Source organism: Pseudomonas sp. BCRC 81390, assembly GCF_030341915.1.
Taxonomy (GTDB): domain Bacteria; phylum Pseudomonadota; class Gammaproteobacteria; order Pseudomonadales; family Pseudomonadaceae; genus Aquipseudomonas.
This window is the reverse complement of sequence record NZ_JATAAG010000045.1, coordinates 21,584-39,655: the sequence shown is the minus strand read 5'-3', so window position 1 is coordinate 39,655 and position 18,072 is coordinate 21,584. Positions and strand designations below refer to the sequence as shown.

General features: G+C 63.8%; 20 protein-coding genes. 13 read left to right on the top strand and 7 right to left on the bottom strand.

All coding sequences use genetic code 11. The features are described 5' to 3' along the window. Positions 1-98 precede the first annotated feature (98 nt). On the top strand, positions 99-371 hold the full coding sequence (gene hupB, locus QSV36_RS14460; protein ID WP_003250246.1) for a nucleoid-associated protein HU-beta: 273 nt from the start codon (positions 99-101) through the stop codon (positions 369-371). A gap of 184 nt (positions 372-555) precedes the next feature. Continuing rightward, complete coding sequence (locus tag QSV36_RS14455; protein ID WP_289132595.1) at positions 556-2,427, top strand: SurA N-terminal domain-containing protein; 1,872 nt, start codon at positions 556-558, stop codon at positions 2,425-2,427. Between the two features lie 67 nt (positions 2,428-2,494). Here QSV36_RS14455 and QSV36_RS14450 read toward each other — a convergent pair whose 3' ends face one another. Further along, a complete protein-coding gene (locus QSV36_RS14450) occupies positions 2,495-3,535 on the bottom strand; it encodes a patatin-like phospholipase family protein (protein WP_289132593.1) in 1,041 nt (346 codons plus the stop codon). Between the two features lie 182 nt (positions 3,536-3,717). On the opposite strand from QSV36_RS14450, the gene QSV36_RS14445 reads away from it, so the two are divergent. The 3 genes from QSV36_RS14445 to QSV36_RS14435 all read left to right on the top strand — a co-directional run bounded on the left by QSV36_RS14445 (position 3,718) and on the right by QSV36_RS14435 (position 5,667). Then, positions 3,718-3,996 carry a hypothetical protein gene (locus QSV36_RS14445; protein WP_225777155.1) on the top strand — a complete coding sequence of 93 codons (279 nt, stop codon included), beginning with the start codon at positions 3,718-3,720 and terminating at the stop codon, positions 3,994-3,996. 17 nt (positions 3,997-4,013) lie between these two features. After that, positions 4,014-4,793 (top strand): CHAD domain-containing protein, encoded by a 780-nt coding sequence (locus tag QSV36_RS14440; RefSeq protein WP_289132591.1) that lies wholly within the window; start codon positions 4,014-4,016, stop codon positions 4,791-4,793. A gap of 76 nt (positions 4,794-4,869) precedes the next feature. Further along, positions 4,870-5,667, top strand: coding sequence for an acyl-CoA thioesterase (locus QSV36_RS14435; protein ID WP_289132589.1), 798 nt, complete (start codon positions 4,870-4,872; stop codon positions 5,665-5,667). A 43-nt stretch (positions 5,668-5,710) separates the two neighbouring features. Here QSV36_RS14435 and QSV36_RS14430 read toward each other — a convergent pair whose 3' ends face one another. The 3 genes from QSV36_RS14430 to QSV36_RS14420 all read right to left on the bottom strand — a co-directional run bounded on the left by QSV36_RS14430 (position 5,711) and on the right by QSV36_RS14420 (position 8,549). Beyond that, positions 5,711-6,079 carry an Mpo1-like protein gene (locus tag QSV36_RS14430; protein ID WP_289132587.1) on the bottom strand — a complete coding sequence of 123 codons (369 nt, stop codon included), beginning with the start codon at positions 6,077-6,079 and terminating at the stop codon, positions 5,711-5,713. Between the two features lie 74 nt (positions 6,080-6,153). After that, positions 6,154-7,632 (bottom strand): methyl-accepting chemotaxis protein, encoded by a 1,479-nt coding sequence (locus QSV36_RS14425; protein ID WP_289132584.1) that lies wholly within the window; start codon positions 7,630-7,632, stop codon positions 6,154-6,156. Positions 7,633-7,748: 116 nt separating this feature from the next. Continuing rightward, complete coding sequence (locus QSV36_RS14420) at positions 7,749-8,549, bottom strand: TatD family hydrolase (RefSeq protein ID WP_289132582.1); 801 nt, start codon at positions 8,547-8,549, stop codon at positions 7,749-7,751. Positions 8,550-8,701: 152 nt separating this feature from the next. On the opposite strand from QSV36_RS14420, the gene QSV36_RS14415 reads away from it, so the two are divergent. The 4 genes from QSV36_RS14415 to greB all read left to right on the top strand — a co-directional run bounded on the left by QSV36_RS14415 (position 8,702) and on the right by greB (position 11,690). Further along, a complete protein-coding gene (locus tag QSV36_RS14415) occupies positions 8,702-10,108 on the top strand; it encodes an MltF family protein (protein WP_289132581.1) in 1,407 nt (468 codons plus the stop codon). 111 nt (positions 10,109-10,219) lie between these two features. After that, positions 10,220-10,657 (top strand): DoxX family protein, encoded by a 438-nt coding sequence (locus QSV36_RS14410; protein WP_289132579.1) that lies wholly within the window; start codon positions 10,220-10,222, stop codon positions 10,655-10,657. 239 nt (positions 10,658-10,896) lie between these two features. Beyond that, the gene (locus tag QSV36_RS14405) at positions 10,897-11,205 is read left to right on the top strand and encodes a hypothetical protein (protein ID WP_225777163.1); all 309 of its coding nucleotides are present in this window, start codon (positions 10,897-10,899) and stop codon (positions 11,203-11,205) included. An 11-nt stretch (positions 11,206-11,216) separates the two neighbouring features. Beyond that, positions 11,217-11,690 carry a transcription elongation factor GreB gene (gene greB / locus QSV36_RS14400; RefSeq protein ID WP_289132577.1) on the top strand — a complete coding sequence of 158 codons (474 nt, stop codon included), beginning with the start codon at positions 11,217-11,219 and terminating at the stop codon, positions 11,688-11,690. Positions 11,691-11,732: 42 nt separating this feature from the next. Here greB and QSV36_RS14395 read toward each other — a convergent pair whose 3' ends face one another. After that, complete coding sequence (locus tag QSV36_RS14395; RefSeq protein ID WP_289132575.1) at positions 11,733-14,240, bottom strand: ABC transporter permease; 2,508 nt, start codon at positions 14,238-14,240, stop codon at positions 11,733-11,735. Then, the gene (locus QSV36_RS14390; RefSeq protein ID WP_225777166.1) at positions 14,240-14,923 is read right to left on the bottom strand and encodes an ABC transporter ATP-binding protein; all 684 of its coding nucleotides are present in this window, start codon (positions 14,921-14,923) and stop codon (positions 14,240-14,242) included. The genes QSV36_RS14395 and QSV36_RS14390 overlap by 1 nt, the downstream gene beginning before the upstream one ends. A gap of 10 nt (positions 14,924-14,933) precedes the next feature. On the opposite strand from QSV36_RS14390, the gene QSV36_RS14385 reads away from it, so the two are divergent. From QSV36_RS14385 to QSV36_RS14375, 3 genes are all read left to right on the top strand, one after another. Next, positions 14,934-15,539, top strand: a complete 606-nt coding sequence (locus QSV36_RS14385; protein ID WP_289132572.1) for an arylesterase — start codon at positions 14,934-14,936, stop codon at positions 15,537-15,539. Positions 15,540-15,597: 58 nt separating this feature from the next. Next, a complete protein-coding gene (locus QSV36_RS14380; RefSeq protein ID WP_225777168.1) occupies positions 15,598-15,888 on the top strand; it encodes a hypothetical protein in 291 nt (96 codons plus the stop codon). Between the two features lie 111 nt (positions 15,889-15,999). Continuing rightward, on the top strand, positions 16,000-16,977 hold the full coding sequence (locus QSV36_RS14375; protein WP_225777169.1) for a L,D-transpeptidase family protein: 978 nt from the start codon (positions 16,000-16,002) through the stop codon (positions 16,975-16,977). Between the two features lie 132 nt (positions 16,978-17,109). On the opposite strand, the gene oprI is transcribed toward QSV36_RS14375, so the two are convergent. Continuing rightward, entirely contained in the window at positions 17,110-17,361 is a 252-nt protein-coding gene (gene oprI / locus QSV36_RS14370) for an outer membrane lipoprotei OprI (protein ID WP_003259780.1), read from the bottom strand. A gap of 510 nt (positions 17,362-17,871) precedes the next feature. Between oprI and QSV36_RS14365 the strand changes: the two genes are divergently transcribed. Then, the coding region (locus QSV36_RS14365) for a GNAT family N-acetyltransferase (RefSeq protein WP_289132569.1) at positions 17,872-18,072 on the top strand (201 nt) is incomplete at its 3' end.

The window sequence follows — 18,072 nt, the reverse complement described above, 5'->3', positions numbered from 1 at the left end:
GCGGCACGCTAGTGTCATCAGGCCACCCAGCGCACGTTTCATAAGCTTTTCATTACATACTTAGAAACAAACTCAATTGAGAAATAAGGGGACTTAGAGTGAACAAGTCGGAACTGATTGACGCTATCGCCGCATCTGCTGACATCCCGAAAGCTGTAGCCGGCCGTGCGCTGGACGCAGTCATCGAATCCGTCACCGGCGCCCTGAAGCAAGGTGACGATGTGGTACTGGTTGGCTTCGGTACCTTCTCGGTCAAGGAGCGTGCTGAGCGCACCGGCCGCAACCCGCAAACCGGTAAGGCAATCAAGATCGAAGCCGCCAAGGTTCCAGGTTTCAAGGCTGGCAAAGGCCTGAAAGACGCCGTCAACTAAGTCGTCTCTTTCAGCCGGACCCGGCTTGGCCAGGTCCGAGCACGCTGACGGCGGGGACGCAAACGTTCCCGCCTGACACGTTTGCTAAGAAAAGGCGCATCCTCGGATGCGCCTTTCTTTTATCAGGTTTCTACCCACGCTCCGCGGTTGTCGACGCAGTGGTACAGCCGTTTCTGGGGGACGCATGCTGCAAAATATCAGGGACAATTCACAAGGTTGGATTGCCAAGACCATCATCGGCCTTATCGTCGTGTTGATGGCGTTGACCGGCTTCGAAGCCATTTTCCAGGCCGCCACTCATAGCCAGGACGCCGCCAAGGTGAATGGCCAGACCATCAGCCAGAACGAGCTGAGCCAGGCGGCCGACATGCAACGCCGCCAGCTGATGCAACAGTTGGGCAAGGATTTCGACCCGGCGCTGCTGGATGACAAGTTGCTGCGGGAAGAGGCGCTCAAGGGCCTGATCAGCCGCAAGCTGCTGTTGCAAGGCGCCGAAGACGCCAAGTTCGCCTTTTCTGAGGCCGCGCTGGACCAGGTCATCCTGCAGACGCCGGAATTCCAGGTGGACGGCAAGTTCAGCGCCGACCGCTTCGACCAGGTCATCCGCCAGATGGGCTACGGCCGCATGCAGTTCCGCGACATGCTCGCCGAGGAAATGCTCATCGGCCAGCTGCGCACCGGCCTGGCTGGCAGCAGCTTCGTCACCGACCAGCAGGTCGATGCCTTTGCCCGCCTCGAGAAGCAGACCCGTGACTTCGCCTCCCTGACCTTCAAGGCCGACCCGGCTGCGATCAAGGTCAGCGACGAAGAAGTCAAGGCGCACTACGACCAGCACGCCAAGGAGTTCATGTCGCCTGACCAGGTGGTGATCGACTACGTCGAGCTGAAGAAGTCGGCGTTCTTCGACCAGGTCAAGGTGACCGACGAAGAACTCAAGGCCCAGTACGAGAAGGAAATCGCCAACCTCGCCGAGCAGCGTCACGCTGCGCACATCCTGATCGAGGTCAACGACAAGGTCACCGACGCCCAGGCCAAGGCCCGTGCCGAAGAGATCGCGCAGCGTCTGGCCAAGGGTGAGGACTTTGCCACACTGGCCAAGGAATTTTCCCAGGACCCTGGTTCGGCCGGCAGCGGGGGTGACCTTGGTTTCGCCGGCCCGGGTGTTTATGACCCGGCGTTCGAGGATGCCCTGTACAAATTGCAGGATGGGCAGGTTTCCGCGCCGGTGCGTACCCAGTTCGGCTATCACCTGATCAAGCTGCTGGGCGTGCAGGCGCCGGAAGTACCGAGCTTTGCCAGCCTCAAGGACAAGCTGACCCGGGACCTGAAGATTCCCCTGGTCGAGCAGCGTTACGTCGACGCCAGCAAACAGTTGCAGGATGCCGCCTACGAGGCTTCCGACCTGGCCCAGCCGGCCCAGGACCTGAACCTGAAGGTGCACACCTCTGCAGCCTTTGGTCGTGAGGGCGGCGAAGGCATCACTGCCAACCGTTCGGTGGTGCAGGCTGCGTTCTCCGAAGAAGTGCTGGATGAGGGTGCCAACAGCACCGCCATCGAACTCGACCCGGAAACCACCGTGGTCCTGCGCGTCAAGGAGCACCGCAAGCCGGAGCAACTGCCGCTGGAAGCTGTGGCCAGTAACATTCGCGAACACCTGGCCAAAGAGAAGGCCACTGCCGAACTCAAGGCCAAGGCTGACAAGCTGATTGCCGGTCTGCGTGACGGTTCCATCAGCACGGCTGGTGTGCACGAAGGGCAGGGCTGGAAGGCTTACGAGGCGGTCACCCGTGGCGAGGACGGTATCGACCCGGCCGAGTTGCAGGCGCTGTTCCGCCTGGCCAAGCCGCAGTCCAAGGACAAGCCGGTGTATGGCAGCGTGGTGCTGCGTGACGGCAGCCTGGTAGTACTGCAGCTCAAGGGCGTCAACGAAGGCGCTACCGCTACCGACGAAGAGAAGCAGCAGATTCGCCGCTACCTCGCGTCGCGTGCCGGCCAGCAGGACTTTGCGGCCTACCGCAAGCAGCTGGAAGCCAAGGCAGACATCACCCGCTACTAAGGTGATGGAAGCATGAACGAACAGGCCGCCCAGTGCGGCCTGTTCTATTTCTGCCGCCTGTTCCGGCCTAGCGCTTCACCCCTTCATGATTGTCCAGCGTATCCCGCGCAATCTCTCGCCCCAGGGCAATCAGCTCAGGCGCCTTGTAGAACTCGAAAAACCGGCATACCCGCTTGGGCACGTTGATCAGCACATCCGGTGGATAGCCGGCGATCTTGTATTGCGCCAACGACGTCTGCATCACCTCGAAGCTCTGGTTGATCAGGTCCAGCAGCGAAGCGGGCCCCACGTTGTCGATGATGAACGAGCCGGTCGCCGACTTTGGCGCGCCCTCGCGTTCTGGAGCCGCTGCCGGCTGCTGGCCTTCCGGGTCGGCGGCATCGGCCAGCCACGGGTTGGGCGGTGCAAGCCCTTCGGCGACGATTTCCTGTTCGATGCGAATCAGCTCTTCTGCCGGCTTGCGCCGGAACGGCAGGCGTGACCCCAGCGAGCTGAGCAATGCATCGAAGCGCATCCTGAATGCCGCTGGCCGTTCTATCACCGGCAACTGGTACTGTTTCTGGTTGGTGGCGTTGAGGTTGACCGCAATGATCAGGTCGCAGTGGCTGGACACCACCGGCACGATCGGCAACGGGTTGAGGATGCCACCGTCGACCAGCATGCGGTTGCCTTGCATCACCGGTGTGAACAGGCTGGGGATGGCCGCCGAGGCACGCATGGCCTGGTGCAGGCAGCCTTCCTGGAACCAGATTTCCTGCTGGTTGGTGAGGTCGGCTGCCACGGCCGTATAAGGGATGCGCAATTGCTCGATGTTGATTTCGCCGACGATCTTGCGGATCTGCCCGAACACCTTGTCGCCGCGAATCGCGCCGAGGCGAAAGCTGACGTCGACCAGGCGCAGCACGTCCAGGTAGTCGAGGCTTTCGATCCAGTTTTTGTATTCGTCCAGCTTGCCAGCCGCGTAGATGCCGCCGATCACGGCGCCCATCGAACAGCCGGCAATGCAGGCGATGTCGTAGCCGCGGCGCTCGATTTCCTCGATCACACCGATGTGTGCATACCCCCGGGCTCCGCCCGATCCCAATACCAGCGCCACGCGTTTGCTCATGAACATTCCCCGGCCCGTGCAAGCATGGTTCTACAATGCACCCATCGTTGCCTGTGCTTCAATGTAGATCGCACTGGGCTACTGTAATTGAACTGGCCACGCAAAGCTGGCCCGGGAACGGCACTTTTGAGCCTTTGGGGCGTCGAACGGCCACTGTTTTTTTTCCATTGAGGTATTTATCGATGAAAGCCTGGATCTGCCTTCCACTGATTGCCCTGGCCCTCGCTGGCTGTGCGGGCAAGACGGCCTATCGCGAAAGTTGCGCGAGCCAACTGGATGCCGCCTGGAAGGAACTGGACCTGGCCAAAGCCGAAGGCTTCGCCGGTGCCGTTAGCTATTCCAAAGCCTTGTCGCTGCTGACCGGAGCCAAGACCCAACAGCAGTTCGAAGGCTATGAAAGCTGCACTCGCAAAGCCGAAAAGGCGCGTTTCTACATTCGTGAGTCGCGCGCCGGGCGCTGATCAGGGAGCATCGTTGAATGCCTGCCATGCTCGATCATGTAGTGGCTCAGGTGCTGGCCTTGCAGGTGCGTCTGCTGGCCTGCCGCGAACGCCTGGCTGCCGACACCGACAGTGAGGCCCTGCACGACCTGCGCACCACGCTGCGGCGTCTGCGCAGCCTGCTGCGGCCCTTGCGCGGGTTACCCGGGGTCGAGCAGCTGGAGGATGCCGCCAGGGCGCTGGGGGCACTGACGACGCCGCTGCGTGACCGCGAGGTACTGGCGGCCGAACTGATCGGGCGCGGTTTTACCGAGGCCGGGCAACGCCGCGTGGAAGGGCGTGACAGGACATTTGCCAGCGTCGCTGACAGCCCGCAACTGGCGCGGGTGCAGGCGATTGTCGACGCGTTTCCGCTGTTCCTGCGTGCGGCCGGCCGCGAAGGCCTGACCAGGTCGCTGGAAAAGCGTATCGACAAACGCCTGGTCAAACAGTGGCGCAAACTGCGCCAGGCCCTGCAGGACCCGGCCCACGATCGTCACCGCCTGCGCTTGCTGATCAAGCGCGTGCGCTACGGCGACGAGGCCTACCCCCAGCTCGGCCATGCGGGCAACACACTGCGGCGCCTGCTGAAGCAAGCCCAGGGCGACCTGGGTGACTGGCATGATCGCCTGCAATGGCTGTTGCAGGCGCGCGAGCAGGCCGATCTGGCGCCTTGCAAGGCCGCCTGGGAGCAGGAGCTGCACGAGGCAGAGCGCCAGTCGGATGTGACGCTGGATGCCCTGCAGCGGGCGCTGGCGCGGCGAAAGCCCGAAAAATGACCGATATGCGGGCTGATCGCCAACGGCTTGCTGGCTAGGATGGGCAGACCTTTTCGCGGCATGCAGGAGCCGGCCTATGAACTTCAATCAATTGCTCGACGCCGTGCGGGCCAGCCCCGATGCGGTCAGCATCCCGCCGAGCTGGGCCCAGGGCCGCGCCGTGTTTGGCGGGCTGATGGCGGCCCTGGTGTATGAGACCATGCGCCGGAAACTCACCGATGGTCGCCCTGTGCGGTCGCTGGCAATCAGTTTTGTCGCACCGGCGGCAGCGGATATGCCAATCCGCTTCGAGGCCGAGGTGCTGCGCGAAGGCAAGGCGGTCAGTACCTTGCTGGGGCGTGCCGTTCAGGACGGCCAGGTGGTGACCCTGGTGCAGGGCAATTTCGGTACCGGACGGCCGTCTGTGGTCAATGTGCCGGCATTGCCGGCCATGGACATGAAAGCGCTCGAGGATTCGGCCCCCGAGTTGCCGCATATCAAAGGCATTACCCCTGATTTCATGCAGCACGTGGCCTTGCGCTGGGCGATCGGTGGCCTTCCGTTCAGTGGCAACCCGTCGCGCCATATGGGTGGCTGGGTGCGTTTGCGTGGGGTGGCTGAAGCGCCGGTCAGCGAGGCGCACCTGCTGGCGTTGGTCGATGCCTGGCCGCCAAGCCTGATGCCGTTCCTCAAGCAGCCCGCTGCGGGCAGTACCCTGACCTGGACCATTGAGTTCGTCCAGCCCACGCCGCAGTTGTCGACCCTCGACTGGTGCCGTTATTGCGTGGAAACCGAATATGCGCGCGATGGTTACGGGCATGCCGCCGCGACACTGTGGACGGCGCAGGGCGAGTTGCTGGCCTTGAGCCGCCAGACCGTGACGGTGTTCGCCTAGTCAGATTTCGGCCGCCGCAGGCCTGCGGCCTGGTCGCAACCGATCACTGACGGTGTTTGTGTCGCTCGCGCCAGGCCTTCCACCAGGCGCCGCTGAGCACGAAGCGTGGAAAAGTGATGAACTGCTCGGTGAGCAGGCGCTGTACGGCGTCCTTGCGGTCCGCGAACGGCTCCGGCTGTTCTGCCTCCAGTCGATGGCCCTGGCGTTGCAGGCCCAGGCCGGCGATCAAGGCGATGATACCGACGGCAAGCTGGCCGAAGTCCAGGCTGAACAGCCCGGACAGGACCAGCAGCGCGCCAAGGATGAATAACGGCACGGCGATCAGGTGCAGCACCAGGTTGGTCGGGTGGCGGTGGTTATGGTGATAGCCGCGCCATTGCCAGGCGGGCAAGTTGGGCAGACGTTTGCTCATGGGCATTTCCTCTCGCTATGCCCAAAGCTTAGTGCGGCCCCCGAACGGGGGCCAATCGAGGCTGGCTATGATGATTATAGCTTGAGCTGGCCAATGGCCTTGTTCAGTTCGCCGGCCAGTGTCGCCAGTTCGCTGCTGGTGGTCGCCGAGCCGACTGTCTGCTGGACGGTCTGCTCGGTGACATCGCGGATGCTCACCACTGCACGGTTCATTTCTTCTGCCACCTGGCTTTGCTGCTCGGCGGCCACGGCAATCTGGGTGTTGCTTTCACGCATCTGTGCCACTGCACCGGTGATTTCGGCCAGGGCTTCACCGGCCTCACGGGCCTGCCTGACACAGTCATCGGCCTTGTACGAGCTTTCCTGCATGAACTCCACCGCATCGCGGGTACCGGACTGCAGGGCCGAGACCATACTGGTAATTTCGTCGGTGGAAGTTTGTACACGCTTGGCCAGGTTGCGTACTTCATCGGCCACCACGGCAAAACCACGCCCGAGGTCGCCGGCGCGTGCCGCTTCGATGGCGGCGTTGAGTGCCAGCAGGTTGGTTTGCTCGGCGATGCTGTGGATCACGTTGACCACGCCGTTGATCTTCTGGCTGTCCTCGGCGAGCTGGCGAATCATTTCGGCTGTCTGCTGCACGCCGCTGGACAGCCCGGAAATCGAATCCTGCACCCGGCTGACCACCTCCTGGCCGCTACCGGCAAGGGTGTCGGCCGTTTGCGAGAGGTCGCGGGTGGCACCGGCATGCTGGGCAATGTGGTGCACCGTCGCCGACATTTCGTTGATGGCAGTAGCCGCCTGGTCGGTCTCGCTCTGCTGGCCAAGCATGCCGTGGCGCACATCGCTCATGCTCGCTGCCAGGCGCGCGGCACCGGAGTCCAGCTGAGCAGCGGTGTGGGCGACGGTGCTGACCACCCGGTGGTAGGTTGCCTGCATGGCGTTGAACGCCCCGGCCATCTGGCCGACCTCGTCACCACAGGCCAAGGGCACGCGGGCTGCCAGGTCGCCGGTTTTTTCCACGTGCAGCATGACGTCCTTGAGCGTGTTGAGCTGGCTGAGCAGGAAGCGGATCAGCAGTTGCGAGGCGCCCAGCATGGCCAGCATCAGGATCAGCACACATACCGCGTAATTGCTGAAACGCTCGAAGAATACCTGGCGCAGGCTTGGCGATTGGGCCAGTACCGCCACTTGTTGATCGCCACGACGCAACACCTGCGCGCCGCGCAACGGGTTGTCGCCTAGGAGCCAGGCGCTTGGCAGTTCGACCCAGCCTTGGGCGTTGCGCAGGCCATCGAGGGGCTCGCCGGCGAAGCTGGGCGTCTGCCCCGCTTGCCAGCTGATGACGTTGGCTGCGCGCGGCAACGGCTGCCCCGCTGGCCAGGCAGCCAGCAATTGCGCTTGCGCGGCGGCCTGGGCCTGCGCGGCTTCGGCGCGGGCGCGCTGCTCGAGGTGCACGGCATAGAGCACCAGCAGCAAGGTCGTGACAAAGGCCACCGCGTTGACGGCCCAGAACTTGTACTTCAGGGAAACATTGCTAAGCCAGGCACCCATGGGCAGGTCTTCTCTGAGTTGAGCGGAAACAATATCGGCAAGGTGCCATCATTGTGCCTGCATCCGCCTGCCCTGGTGTTGATGTGTATCAAGAAAAATCCGACGCCCTCATTGCGTCAGCTCTGAATCTGAAAAAACGCTCGCGCCGTCGCCGTGGTATGTGCGGCCGTATGCTCGGCCGACTCCCCTCGATGCAAGGCGACTTCGCGCAGCACCTCTGGCAGGAATGCCGGCTCGTTGCGCCCGTTCTTGGGCTTGGGACGCAGGCTGCGCGGCAGCAGGTAAGGTGCATCGCTCTCCAGCATCAACCGACCCTCGGCAATGTTGCCCACCAGCGGATGCAGGTGGGTGCCGCGGCGCTCGTCGCAGATCCAACCGGTGATGCCGATATGCAGGTCCATGTCCAGGTAGGCGAACAGGGCATCACGTTCGCCGGTGAAGCAGTGCACCACCGCGCCGGTCAGGTGGTCACGGTAGCCCTTGAGAATGGCCAGCAAACGGTCGCTGGCATCGCGCTCATGCAGGAACACTGGCAGCTGCAGCTCGGCAGCCAGCGCCAGTTGCGCTTCCAGGGCCTTTTCCTGCTGTGGGCGAGGGGAGAAGTCGCGGTTGAAATCCAGGCCGCATTCGCCCACCGCGCGTATACGCGGTTCAGCCAGCAATTGGCGCAACCGATGCTCGCTGGCGGCATCCCAGGCCTTGGCATCATGCGGGTGCAAACCCGCCGTGGCGAACAGGTGCGCAGCGCTCGGATCCAGCTGCTGGCAAAGTTCCAGCGCCTGCTCGCTGACTGCCAGGCTGGTGCCGGTCAGCACCATCTGGGTGACGCCGGCTTCGAGGGCGCGCTCGACGACGGCTGCCTGCTGGTCGTGAAAACTGCTGTTGGTCAGGTTGACGCCGATATCGATCAGTTGCATGGTGCTACCTCGTGCCGCGGGGCGGCCAGCATAGCAAAAACCTTGTTTTTGCGAAAAAACCAAGAACTTCATGCTGTTGCCATGGTCTTTTGCCGTCTTTTCTCACTAGGCGGTGCTTCCCATGGTGTCGCCACCGACCACGGACATTCTGCATGCCGCGATGCTGGCTCATTCTACTGCTGACGCTGGGGCTGGCCTTGACCGGGCCGGCACATGGGCGCCTGCCGGGACCGCAGCAGAACATGCCACCTGCCAAGGTGCGTGACCTGCAACAGATTCGCAGCAGCCAGGTGCTGCGGGTGCTGGTCAACCAGAGCCGCAACAGCTCGGGTGAGGTCAAGGGCGAGCCGGTCGGCATCGAATACTATCGCCTGCGCGCCCTGGAGCATTACCTCAATGCCCGCGCCGCCGACGGCCAGGAGATCCAGCTGAAGTTGATTCCGCGTGCCAAGGAACAACTGCTGGGTGCCCTGGCGCGTGGCGAGGGCGACCTGGCCGTACCGGGCGAGCTGCTCGATCCCAGCGCGGTTCGCGGCGTCAGCAATAGCGCGCCGGTGCTCGACCAGGTGCCGCTGGTACTGGTAGGGCGCAAGGGGGAACGCAGCTTCAGCCACGTCGAGCAGCTGTCCGGGCGCACGGTGGCGCTGACCAGCGCCAGCGCCGCCGGCCCGCTGATCCAGCAGCTGAACCAGCAGCTGGCACTGCGCAAACGTGCGCCGATCAAGGTGGAATGGGTCGACTCGACCCTGGCGGTCGAGGACGTGCTGGAGATGGTCCAGGCCGGTATCTATCACCTGACCGTGATCGAGCAGCCGATTGCCCGGCGCTGGGCCCGGGTGATGCCGCGCCTGCGCGTGGACAGCCGTGTACAGCTGGGGGCGCCGCAAGCCATGCGCTGGTACGTAGGCCGCGATGCGCCACAGTTGCTGGCCACGGTCGACCGCTTTTTACAGGGCTACCGAGCGCCGGACAACCAGGACGCTGCGTTCGAGCGCATCTACCGCCGCCAGTACCGGGTGCACAACCCGCTGGCCAACAAGGACCGTCAGCGCCTGAACGCGCTACGGCCGGTGCTGCAGAAACACGCTGAGGCACAGCAGATCGACTGGCTCAACCTGGCCGCGCTGGCTTTCAAGGAGTCGACGCTCAACCCGACTGCTCGCGGCACCGGCGGCGCCCATGGCCTGATGCAGATCACGCCTTCGGCTGCGCAGCGCGTGGGGGTGAGCAACACAGCCACGGTGGACGGCAATGTTCAGGCCAGCGCCCGTTATCTGGCGCTGATCCGTCGCAAGTTCTTTGCCAGCGCGAAGATCAACGAGCGTGAACGCATGGCCTTCGTGCTGGCAGCCTACAACCTCGGCCCCGAACGGGTCCAGGCCATGCGCGCCGAAGCGCGGCGGCGTGGGCTGAACGGCAACCAGTGGTTTTTCCAGACCGAACGCATTGCCATGGAGCAGGTGGGCATGGGGCCGGTCAATTTCGTCAACAGCGTGAACAAGTATTTCCTGGCCTTCAATCGAGAGCGTGCCGGGCTAGAGCGTGTAGCGAAGCGTTAATAAATCGATTTTGTCGATTGTTATGTTGGGTTTTTTGCGATTTTCATATCTGCATATTTGATTATGATGGCGCCATCCCAACACAACTTCCCGCTACAAGGACGCTTCGACATGAACAACACCACCCTCAACGCACTGCTCTCCACCCGTGCCGGCGCTGGCCTCAGCGTCATCCGTATCCTGGTCGGCATCATCTTCATGGCGCACGGTGCGCAGAAGCTGTTCGGCCTGTTCGGCGGCTATGGCCTGGAAGGCACCGGGCAGTGGATGGAAAGCATCGGCCTGGCCCCGGGTTACCTGATGGCCTTGCTGTCCGGTAGTGCCGAGTTCTTCGGCGGCCTGGCCCTGCTGGTCGGCCTGCTGGCGCGCCCGGCGGCCCTGGCGTTGACCGTGACCCTGGTGGTGGCGATCTTCTCGGTGCACATCGGTAACGGCCTGTTCATGTCCAACAACGGCTATGAGTTTGCCCTGGCACTGCTGGCCGGTACCGTCGCGGTGCTGATCGAAGGCGCCGGGCGCTTCTCGCTGGACCGCCTGATCGCCCGGTAACCCGCCGCGATTGGCAAGCCGCAAGCCGCAGGCAAGAGCAGACCAGGGATCGATCTGCTTCTGCCTGCGGCTTGCAACTTGTTGCTGCTCGCTCTAGCATACCGCCTGCGCCGATTTAAACAGCTACTTGCGGGGCGCGGGACAGCCCCCTCCGGGTCATCCGAAATACCGCTAAAGCGCTGGTTCGGTGACGCCTCCCACCGCTGCCCAGCGGGATTCGCGAGGCGGAGAGAAGCTCCATGAGTTGCCCACGTACCAGTGTCTGTTTGAGCCCTTTGCCAGCCAGCCAGGCGTCCCGCACCCCGCGCATCCTGCTCGGCGGCCAGCATCAGCCCACTCTTTTGCGTCACCTCGAAGGCCTGTCCCGGCGCAAGGGGCAGGCGCGTGCCTTCCTGATCCAGTTCGCCGATACCGGCTGCCACCTCGCGCAGTATGGCGATGACCGTTTCGACCTGGCCGTGATCCAGGCACCGGTGCCGGAAGAGGCCGCCGAAGTCATCGGTCACCTCACCCGCATCGCGCGCCAAGGCCTGATCACCCGCCGCTGAGGAGTGCGCTGTTGAGTACCAACATCATCACCACCGAAGGCCATGAGGCGCTGAAGAAAGAGCTGGATCACCTGTGGCGGGTGTACCGCCCGGAGATCACCCAGAAAGTTGCCTGGGCGGCGTCGCTGGGCGACCGTAGCGAGAACGCGGACTACCAGTACAACAAGAAGCTGTTGCGCGAGATCGACCGCCGGGTGCGCTACCTGCGCAAGCGCCTCGAAGATGTGAAGGTGGTGGCCTACTCGCCACAGCAGGAAGGCAAGGTGTTTTTCGGTGCCTGGGTGGAGATCGAGAACGACGAGGGCGAGGCCATGAAGTTTCGCATCGTCGGCTACGACGAGATCTACGGGCGCAACGACTACATTTCCATCGATTCGCCCATGGCCCGTGCCCTGCTGAAAAAGCAGGAAGGTGATGAGGTGGTGGTACAGACCCCTGCCGGGGAAGCCACCTGGTATGTGAACAGCATCAGCTACGGCCAGTGATTTGTGTTGCCTGGGCCGGCCTCCGCGGCTACAGGCAACCCCTCAACTTTCCCGCAATACTGCCAGCGGGCTGGCGTTCAACGCTCGTCGCGTCCCCAGCACGCCCGCTCCGCCCACCAGCAGTGCGCCCGCCAGGGGCAACACCAGCAGCCACGGATGCGGGCTCCAGTGCAGGTCGAAGGCATAGCGATACAGCACCAGCGTTATCAGTTCGCAGCCTATCGCGGCCAACAGCCCGCTGGCGGCACCCAGCAAGCCGAACTCGATCCGCCGGGCCTTGACCAGCAATGGGCGCGCCGCGCCTAGTGCGCGCAGCAAGGCGCCTTGGCGAATACGCTCGTCCAGGGTCGCCTGCAAACCCGCGAACAATACCGCCAGCCCTGCCGCCAGCACGAACAGCAACACGTATTCCACTGCCAGGGTCACCTGGGCGAGGATGCTGCGCAGCTGTTCGAGCAGGGCATCAACTTGCAGGATGGTCACCGCCGGGAACGCCCGTGACAGCGCCACCACGTCCAGGTCATGGCCTGGCGCCAGGTAGAAGCTGGTCAGGTAGGTGGTGGGCAACCCTTGCAGCGTGCCAGGCTGGAAGATCATGTAGAAGTTCGGCTGGAAGCTGTCCCAATGCACGCTGCGCAGGCTGCTGACCCTGGCCTGGTGCTGCTGGCCGCCGATGTCGAAGGTCAACAGGTCGCCCAGGTGCAGCTTCAGGCTGCTGGCCAGTTCCGCTTCCACCGATACACCGGGGATTTCCTCGGCAGCGGGCAGTGCCTGCCACCAGCTGCCTGCAGTCAGTTCATTACCTTCCGGCAGGTCGGCGGCCCAGGTCAGGCTGAGGTCACGTTGCACGGCGCGCTCGCCGGCCGAATCCTTGCTGACCACCTGCTGCACCGGCTGCGCATTGATCTGCACCAGGCGACCCGGTGTCACCGGGTACAGTGGCGCCGAGGTCGCGCTGACCTGCTGCAACTGGCGGGCGAATGGTTCGCGGTCATCTGGCAGGATGTTCAGGGCGAAGTGGTTGGGCGCATCCTTGGGCAACTGTGCTTGCCAGGTGTCGAGCAGTTCGGCGCGAAGCAGGGCGACCAGCGCCATGGCCAGCAGGATCAGGCCGAAGGCCAGGGCCTGGCCGGCGGCGGCCAGGGGGTGCCGCAGCAGTTGGCCCAGCCCCAGGCGCCAGGTCAGTGTTGCTCCGGCAAGCAACCGGCGCAGACTGCGCAAGCCGAGCAACAGCAGGCCGCCGAGCAGCAGTGCGGCGACCAGGCCGCCGCCCAGCAGGGTGAAGGTGAGCAGCAGGTCGAGGCTGAGGCGCCACATGATCAGGCCAAGGGCGAGCAGGGCAGCGCCATAGACCAGCCAGCTGCTGGTCGGAATCGGCAGCAGGTCGCGGCGCAGTACGCGAAGTGGCGGCACCTTGCCCAGTGCGGCAATTGGCGGCAAGGCGAAGCCGGCCAGGGCTACCAGCCCCGTGGCGCTGCCAGCCAGCGCCGGAACAATGCCACCGCCAGGTACCACATTTGGCAGCAAACCCTGCAACAGACGGAACAGGCCAAGCTGCGCCAGCCAGCCAAGCAGGGCGCCCAGCAGCGCGGCGGCCAGGCCGAGCATGGCCAGTTGCAGGCAATACAGGCCCAGTGCCTGGCGGCGGGACAGGCCCAGGCAGCGTAGCAGGGCGCTGGCGTCCAGCCGGCGTGCTGCATAGCGGCTCGCCGACAGCGCGACCGCGACCCCGGCCAGCAGCACCGCCACCAGGCTGGCCATGTTCAGGTAACGCTCGGCTTTGCCCAAGGCACCGCCGATCTGCTGGTTGCCATCGCGGGTGTCGCGCAAGCGCTGGTTGGCCGCCAGGTCTTTCTCCACGGCCTGGCGATAGCGCGCCAGCGCCTCAGGTTCGCCGCGCCACAGGTCGCGGTAGGTCACCCGGCTGCCTGGCTGGATCACGCCGGTAGCCTGCAGGTCAGCCAGGTTCATCATCACCCGCGGGGTCAGGCTGTAGAAGTTGTTGGCGCGGTCCGGCTCGTAGGTCAGCACGCGGCTGATACGCAGGGTTTTCATGCCGACGTCGATGCTGGCGCCGACCGGCAGCCCCAATGCTGCCAGCAGGCGCGGTTCGACCCAGGCCTCGCCCGGCGCCGGCCCACCGCCCGCGGTTTCCGTGGCATAGGGTTGTGCAGCGCTACGCACCTGCCCACGCAGCGGGTAGGCGCCGTCGGCGGCCTTGACGCTGGACAGCTGGATGCCGTTGTCGCCGCCTACCACGCTGGTGAATTCGACCACCTGGGCATGGCGCAAGCCAAGCGCCTTGCCGGCAGCGAGCTGTTGTTCGCGGGCCGGGGAACTGCCCTGCAGTACCAGGTCGGCACCGAGGAACTCGCTGGCACGCAGTTGCATGGCGCCGTTGAGGCGGGCGCCGAAATAGCCGATGGCGGTGCTGGCCGCGACGGCCACCAGCAGGGCAAAGAACAGCACGCGCACTTCACTGGCACGGATGTCGCGCAGCAACTGGCGCAGGGCCAGGCCGCACAGGCGGGACAGCGGCATGTGGGTCATCAGGCCTCCACCGGCGCCACCAGGCGGCCTGCGTCCAGGCGGATCTGGCGGCGGCAGCGCCGGGCCAGGCGTTCGTCATGGGTAACCAGCACCAGGGTGGTGCCGCGTTCCTTGTTCAGCTCGAACAGCAGGTCGCTGATGCGTTCGCCGGTGTGGCTGTCGAGGTTGCCGGTGGGTTCGTCGGCGAACAGCACTGCCGGTTGGGCGGCGAAGGCACGGGCAATGGCCACGCGCTGCTGTTCGCCACCCGAGAGCTGGCGCGGGGTATGGCTCAGGCGCTTGCCCAGGCCGACCCGTTCGAGCAGCGTGCGCGCCTGTTCACGGGCGTCGCGGCGGCCATCCAGCTCCAGCGGCAGCATGACGTTTTCCAGGGCGTTGAGGCTGTCGAGCAGCTGGAACGACTGGAACACGAAGCCCACGTGTTCGGCACGCACCCGCGCGCGCTGGTCTTCATCCAGCGGCCCGAGGTCGTGGCCGGCGAGCATGACCTGGCCGGCGCTGGGCCGGTCGAGCCCGGCGAGCAGGCCAAGCAGGGTCGACTTGCCCGACCCCGAGGCGCCGACGATGGCCAGGCTGTCGCCCCGGGCCAGGTCGAGGGACAACGCATGCAGGATAGTCAGGTCGCCTTCCGCGCTGGGGACCACTTTGCTAAGGTTCTGCGCAACGAGAATGCTGGGGCCCATGGAGAATCCGATGCGAGTGTGGTGGTTGAGTGCCGGTCTGGCCCTGTATTGCCTGGCCCAGAGCGCGGCGGCGGGAACGCTGCTGGTTGTTGGCGATAGTATCAGCGCCGGTTTCGGCCTGGATACCCGCCAGGGCTGGGTGTCCCTGTTGCAGACCCGGCTCAGGGACGAAGGTTTCGACGATCAGGTGGTCAATGCCTCGATCAGTGGCGACACCAGTGCCGGTGGTCAGGCGCGGCTGCCGGCGCTGCTTGCAGCGCACAAGCCGAGCCTTGTGGTGCTGGAGTTGGGCGGCAATGATGGCCTGCGCGGGCAGCCGACGGCGCAATTGCAACAAAATCTTGCATCGATGATCGAGCGCGCGCGCGAGGCCGGTGCCAAGGTGGTGCTGCTGGGCATGCGCCTGCCACCCAATTACGGTGTGCGCTACACCAGCGCATTCGCCCAGGTGTATGAACAGCTGGCGACGGAGAAACAGGTCCCGTTGGTGCCGTTCTTCCTCGAAGGGGTGGGCGGTGTGCCGGGGTTGATGCAGGCCGATGGCATCCACCCGGCCCAGGCCGCCCAGCAGCGCCTGCTGGAAAATGCCTGGCCGGCGATAAAACCCTTGCTGTGATGCTTTAAACGGCGCCGGCTTTCGGCTAATGTTGCGCCCCCCGTTTCGAGTGCCCCCGATGCCGCGCCCTGCCTGGTCCCTGTATGCCTACCAACTGATCGAGCCCGATGAGCAGCTCGATCTGTTCGCCTGCCAGGAAATCCGCGTCCATCTGGTGGCCCGTCAGCTGGAGCTGGGCGTGCCGGTCGACCGTACCCTGTGCGGTGGCCTGCTGCCGGCGCAGCCACGCTGGTCGGGGGTGCCGCGCTCGATCTACCGCGACGGCCGCCTGTGCGACCTGTGCCGCGCCATTCTCGATGCCCAGCGGCGTGGCATGCGCCCGGTGTGGCCGGAGCTGCAGAGCGGCTGAGCGCCACACCTTTCATCATCTGAAACGCTTGCATGGCGGCAATGCCTCCCGCTTGCATCGGCACAGGTGTACAATCGATTCTCTTGACCCATCTTTCGAAGGATTTACCGGATGTTGCCGCGCTTTCCTGCCGTCACCCGTAGCCTGTCCCTGGCCGCCCTGCTGGTAGCGGGCCCCGCTGCTGCGCTGGAGCTGCCACTGCCACCGCCCGGTGAAGACATCGTCGGCCAGGTGCAGGTGATCAAGGCCAAGTACGAGGACACCTTCGCCGACATAGGTACCGCCAACGACCTCGGCTACCTGGAAATGATCGCTGCCAACCCGGGTGTAGACCCGTGGTTGCCGGGCGCTGGCACCGAAATCATCCTGCCGACGCGCTACATCCTGCCGCCTGGCCCGCGTGAGGGTATCGTCATCAACCTGGCGGAGTACCGCATGTACTACTTCCCGAAAGGGCAGAACGTGGTGCATACCTTCCCGCTGGGTATCGGTCGTGAGGGCTGGGGTTCGCCGATTGCCAACACCAAGATTACCGCCAAGACGCCGAACCCGACCTGGACCCCTCCCGCGTCGATCCGTGCCGAACATGCCGCTGACGGCGACATCCTGCCGAGCGTGGTACCGGCTGGCCCGGACAACCCGCTGGGCCCGTTCAAGTTCACGCTGGGCGTGCCGGGCTACCTGATCCACGGTTCGAACAAGAAGTTCGGTATCGGCATGCGTACCAGCCACGGTTGCTTCCGCATGCTCAACAACAACGTGCTGGAATTGTCGAAGATGGTACCGGTGGGTACGCCGGTGCGCATTATCAACGAGCCGTACAAGTTCGGTATCAGTGGCGGCAAGGTCTATCTGGAGGCGCACACGCCGCTGGACGACCAGGGCAATCCGTCGGTAGTCGACAAACACACGGCGGTTATCAATGCCTTGCTCAAGCGCGAAGACCTGGCCAACAACCTGCGCATGAACTGGGACATGGTGCGTGACGTGGTGGCTGCGGAAGATGGCATGCCGGTGGAAATAGCCGTGCCCACCCAGAGCCAGGGCGCTGCACCTATGGTGTCGAGCATTCCTGCCGAACTGCAGTAGGCTAATTGCGACACACCCGGGCCTGCCTTAGTGCAGGCCTTTTCGTTGCTGTCTGGCGCGTTTGCCTTGCGCGCGGGCAATAAAAAAGCCGACCCACAAGTGGGTCGGCTCCATAACAATCCGTGAGGATTATTACTTGCGGCTGGCTTTGTCCAGCATACGCAGAGCGCGCTCGTTGGCTTCGTCAGCGGTCTGCTGAGCCTTCTGAGCGGCTGCCAGTGCGTCGTCAGCCTTACGGTAGGCTTCGTCAGCACGAGCTTGAGCGCGAGCTGCTGCGTCTTCAGTCGCAGTCAGACGAGCTTCGGTTTCTTTGGATACGCTGCTGCAACCGGTAGCCAGAACTGCGGCCAGAGCCAGAGCAGAGAATTTCAGAACGTTGTTCATCGTGTTCCCCTTCAAGGACTTTCTATTAAATAGCCATCTCTCGGAAAAGAGAAACTGGCCGGCGTACATAGTACCCATTACTTGTAGTAAGTAAACTGACTAAGCGCAAGAACTGCAAAAAAAATGTTGCTTGGCGCTGTCCTGACAAGATCCGCGGCAGGTACTGTGTAAAAAACGCGCAGGGCGCGCAAGCATTTGTACTACGGCAACTTTTTTGCTGAACTAACGGTGACTTTAACTGTCCTTCAGCGTCTTAAGCCCTAGTACATCCGGTGTGGCCTGCCGGCATGCGGCCAAGAGTCGCTCTGGCTGCATTTTCGCCATTTTTAGCCGCCACCACCTTGAGCAATCCCGCTTGCGGCGCCTACTATCTTGTGAGTGCCAGAGGCTCCGAACGATCGCAATCGAACGGAGGTCGAAGGGGCAACAGGTGGCGTAGAGGATTCTGTGCCGGATAAACCACCATCGGTTAAGGTATGGGTCTGCCGAGAAGACCTGCGAGGAGTAGTGATGAGCGAAGCGCTGACCATCCACCATGACCAGGCCGGTCATCAGTTCGAGACCAACGTGGACGGTCATCGTGCCTATCTGACGTACATGGATCTGGGCAAGCAGACGCTGGACATCTATCGCACCTTCGTGCCCAACGCCCTGCGCGGTCGCGGGATTGCAGCCGCGCTGACCGAGCGGGCCCTGGAATACGCCGAGCAG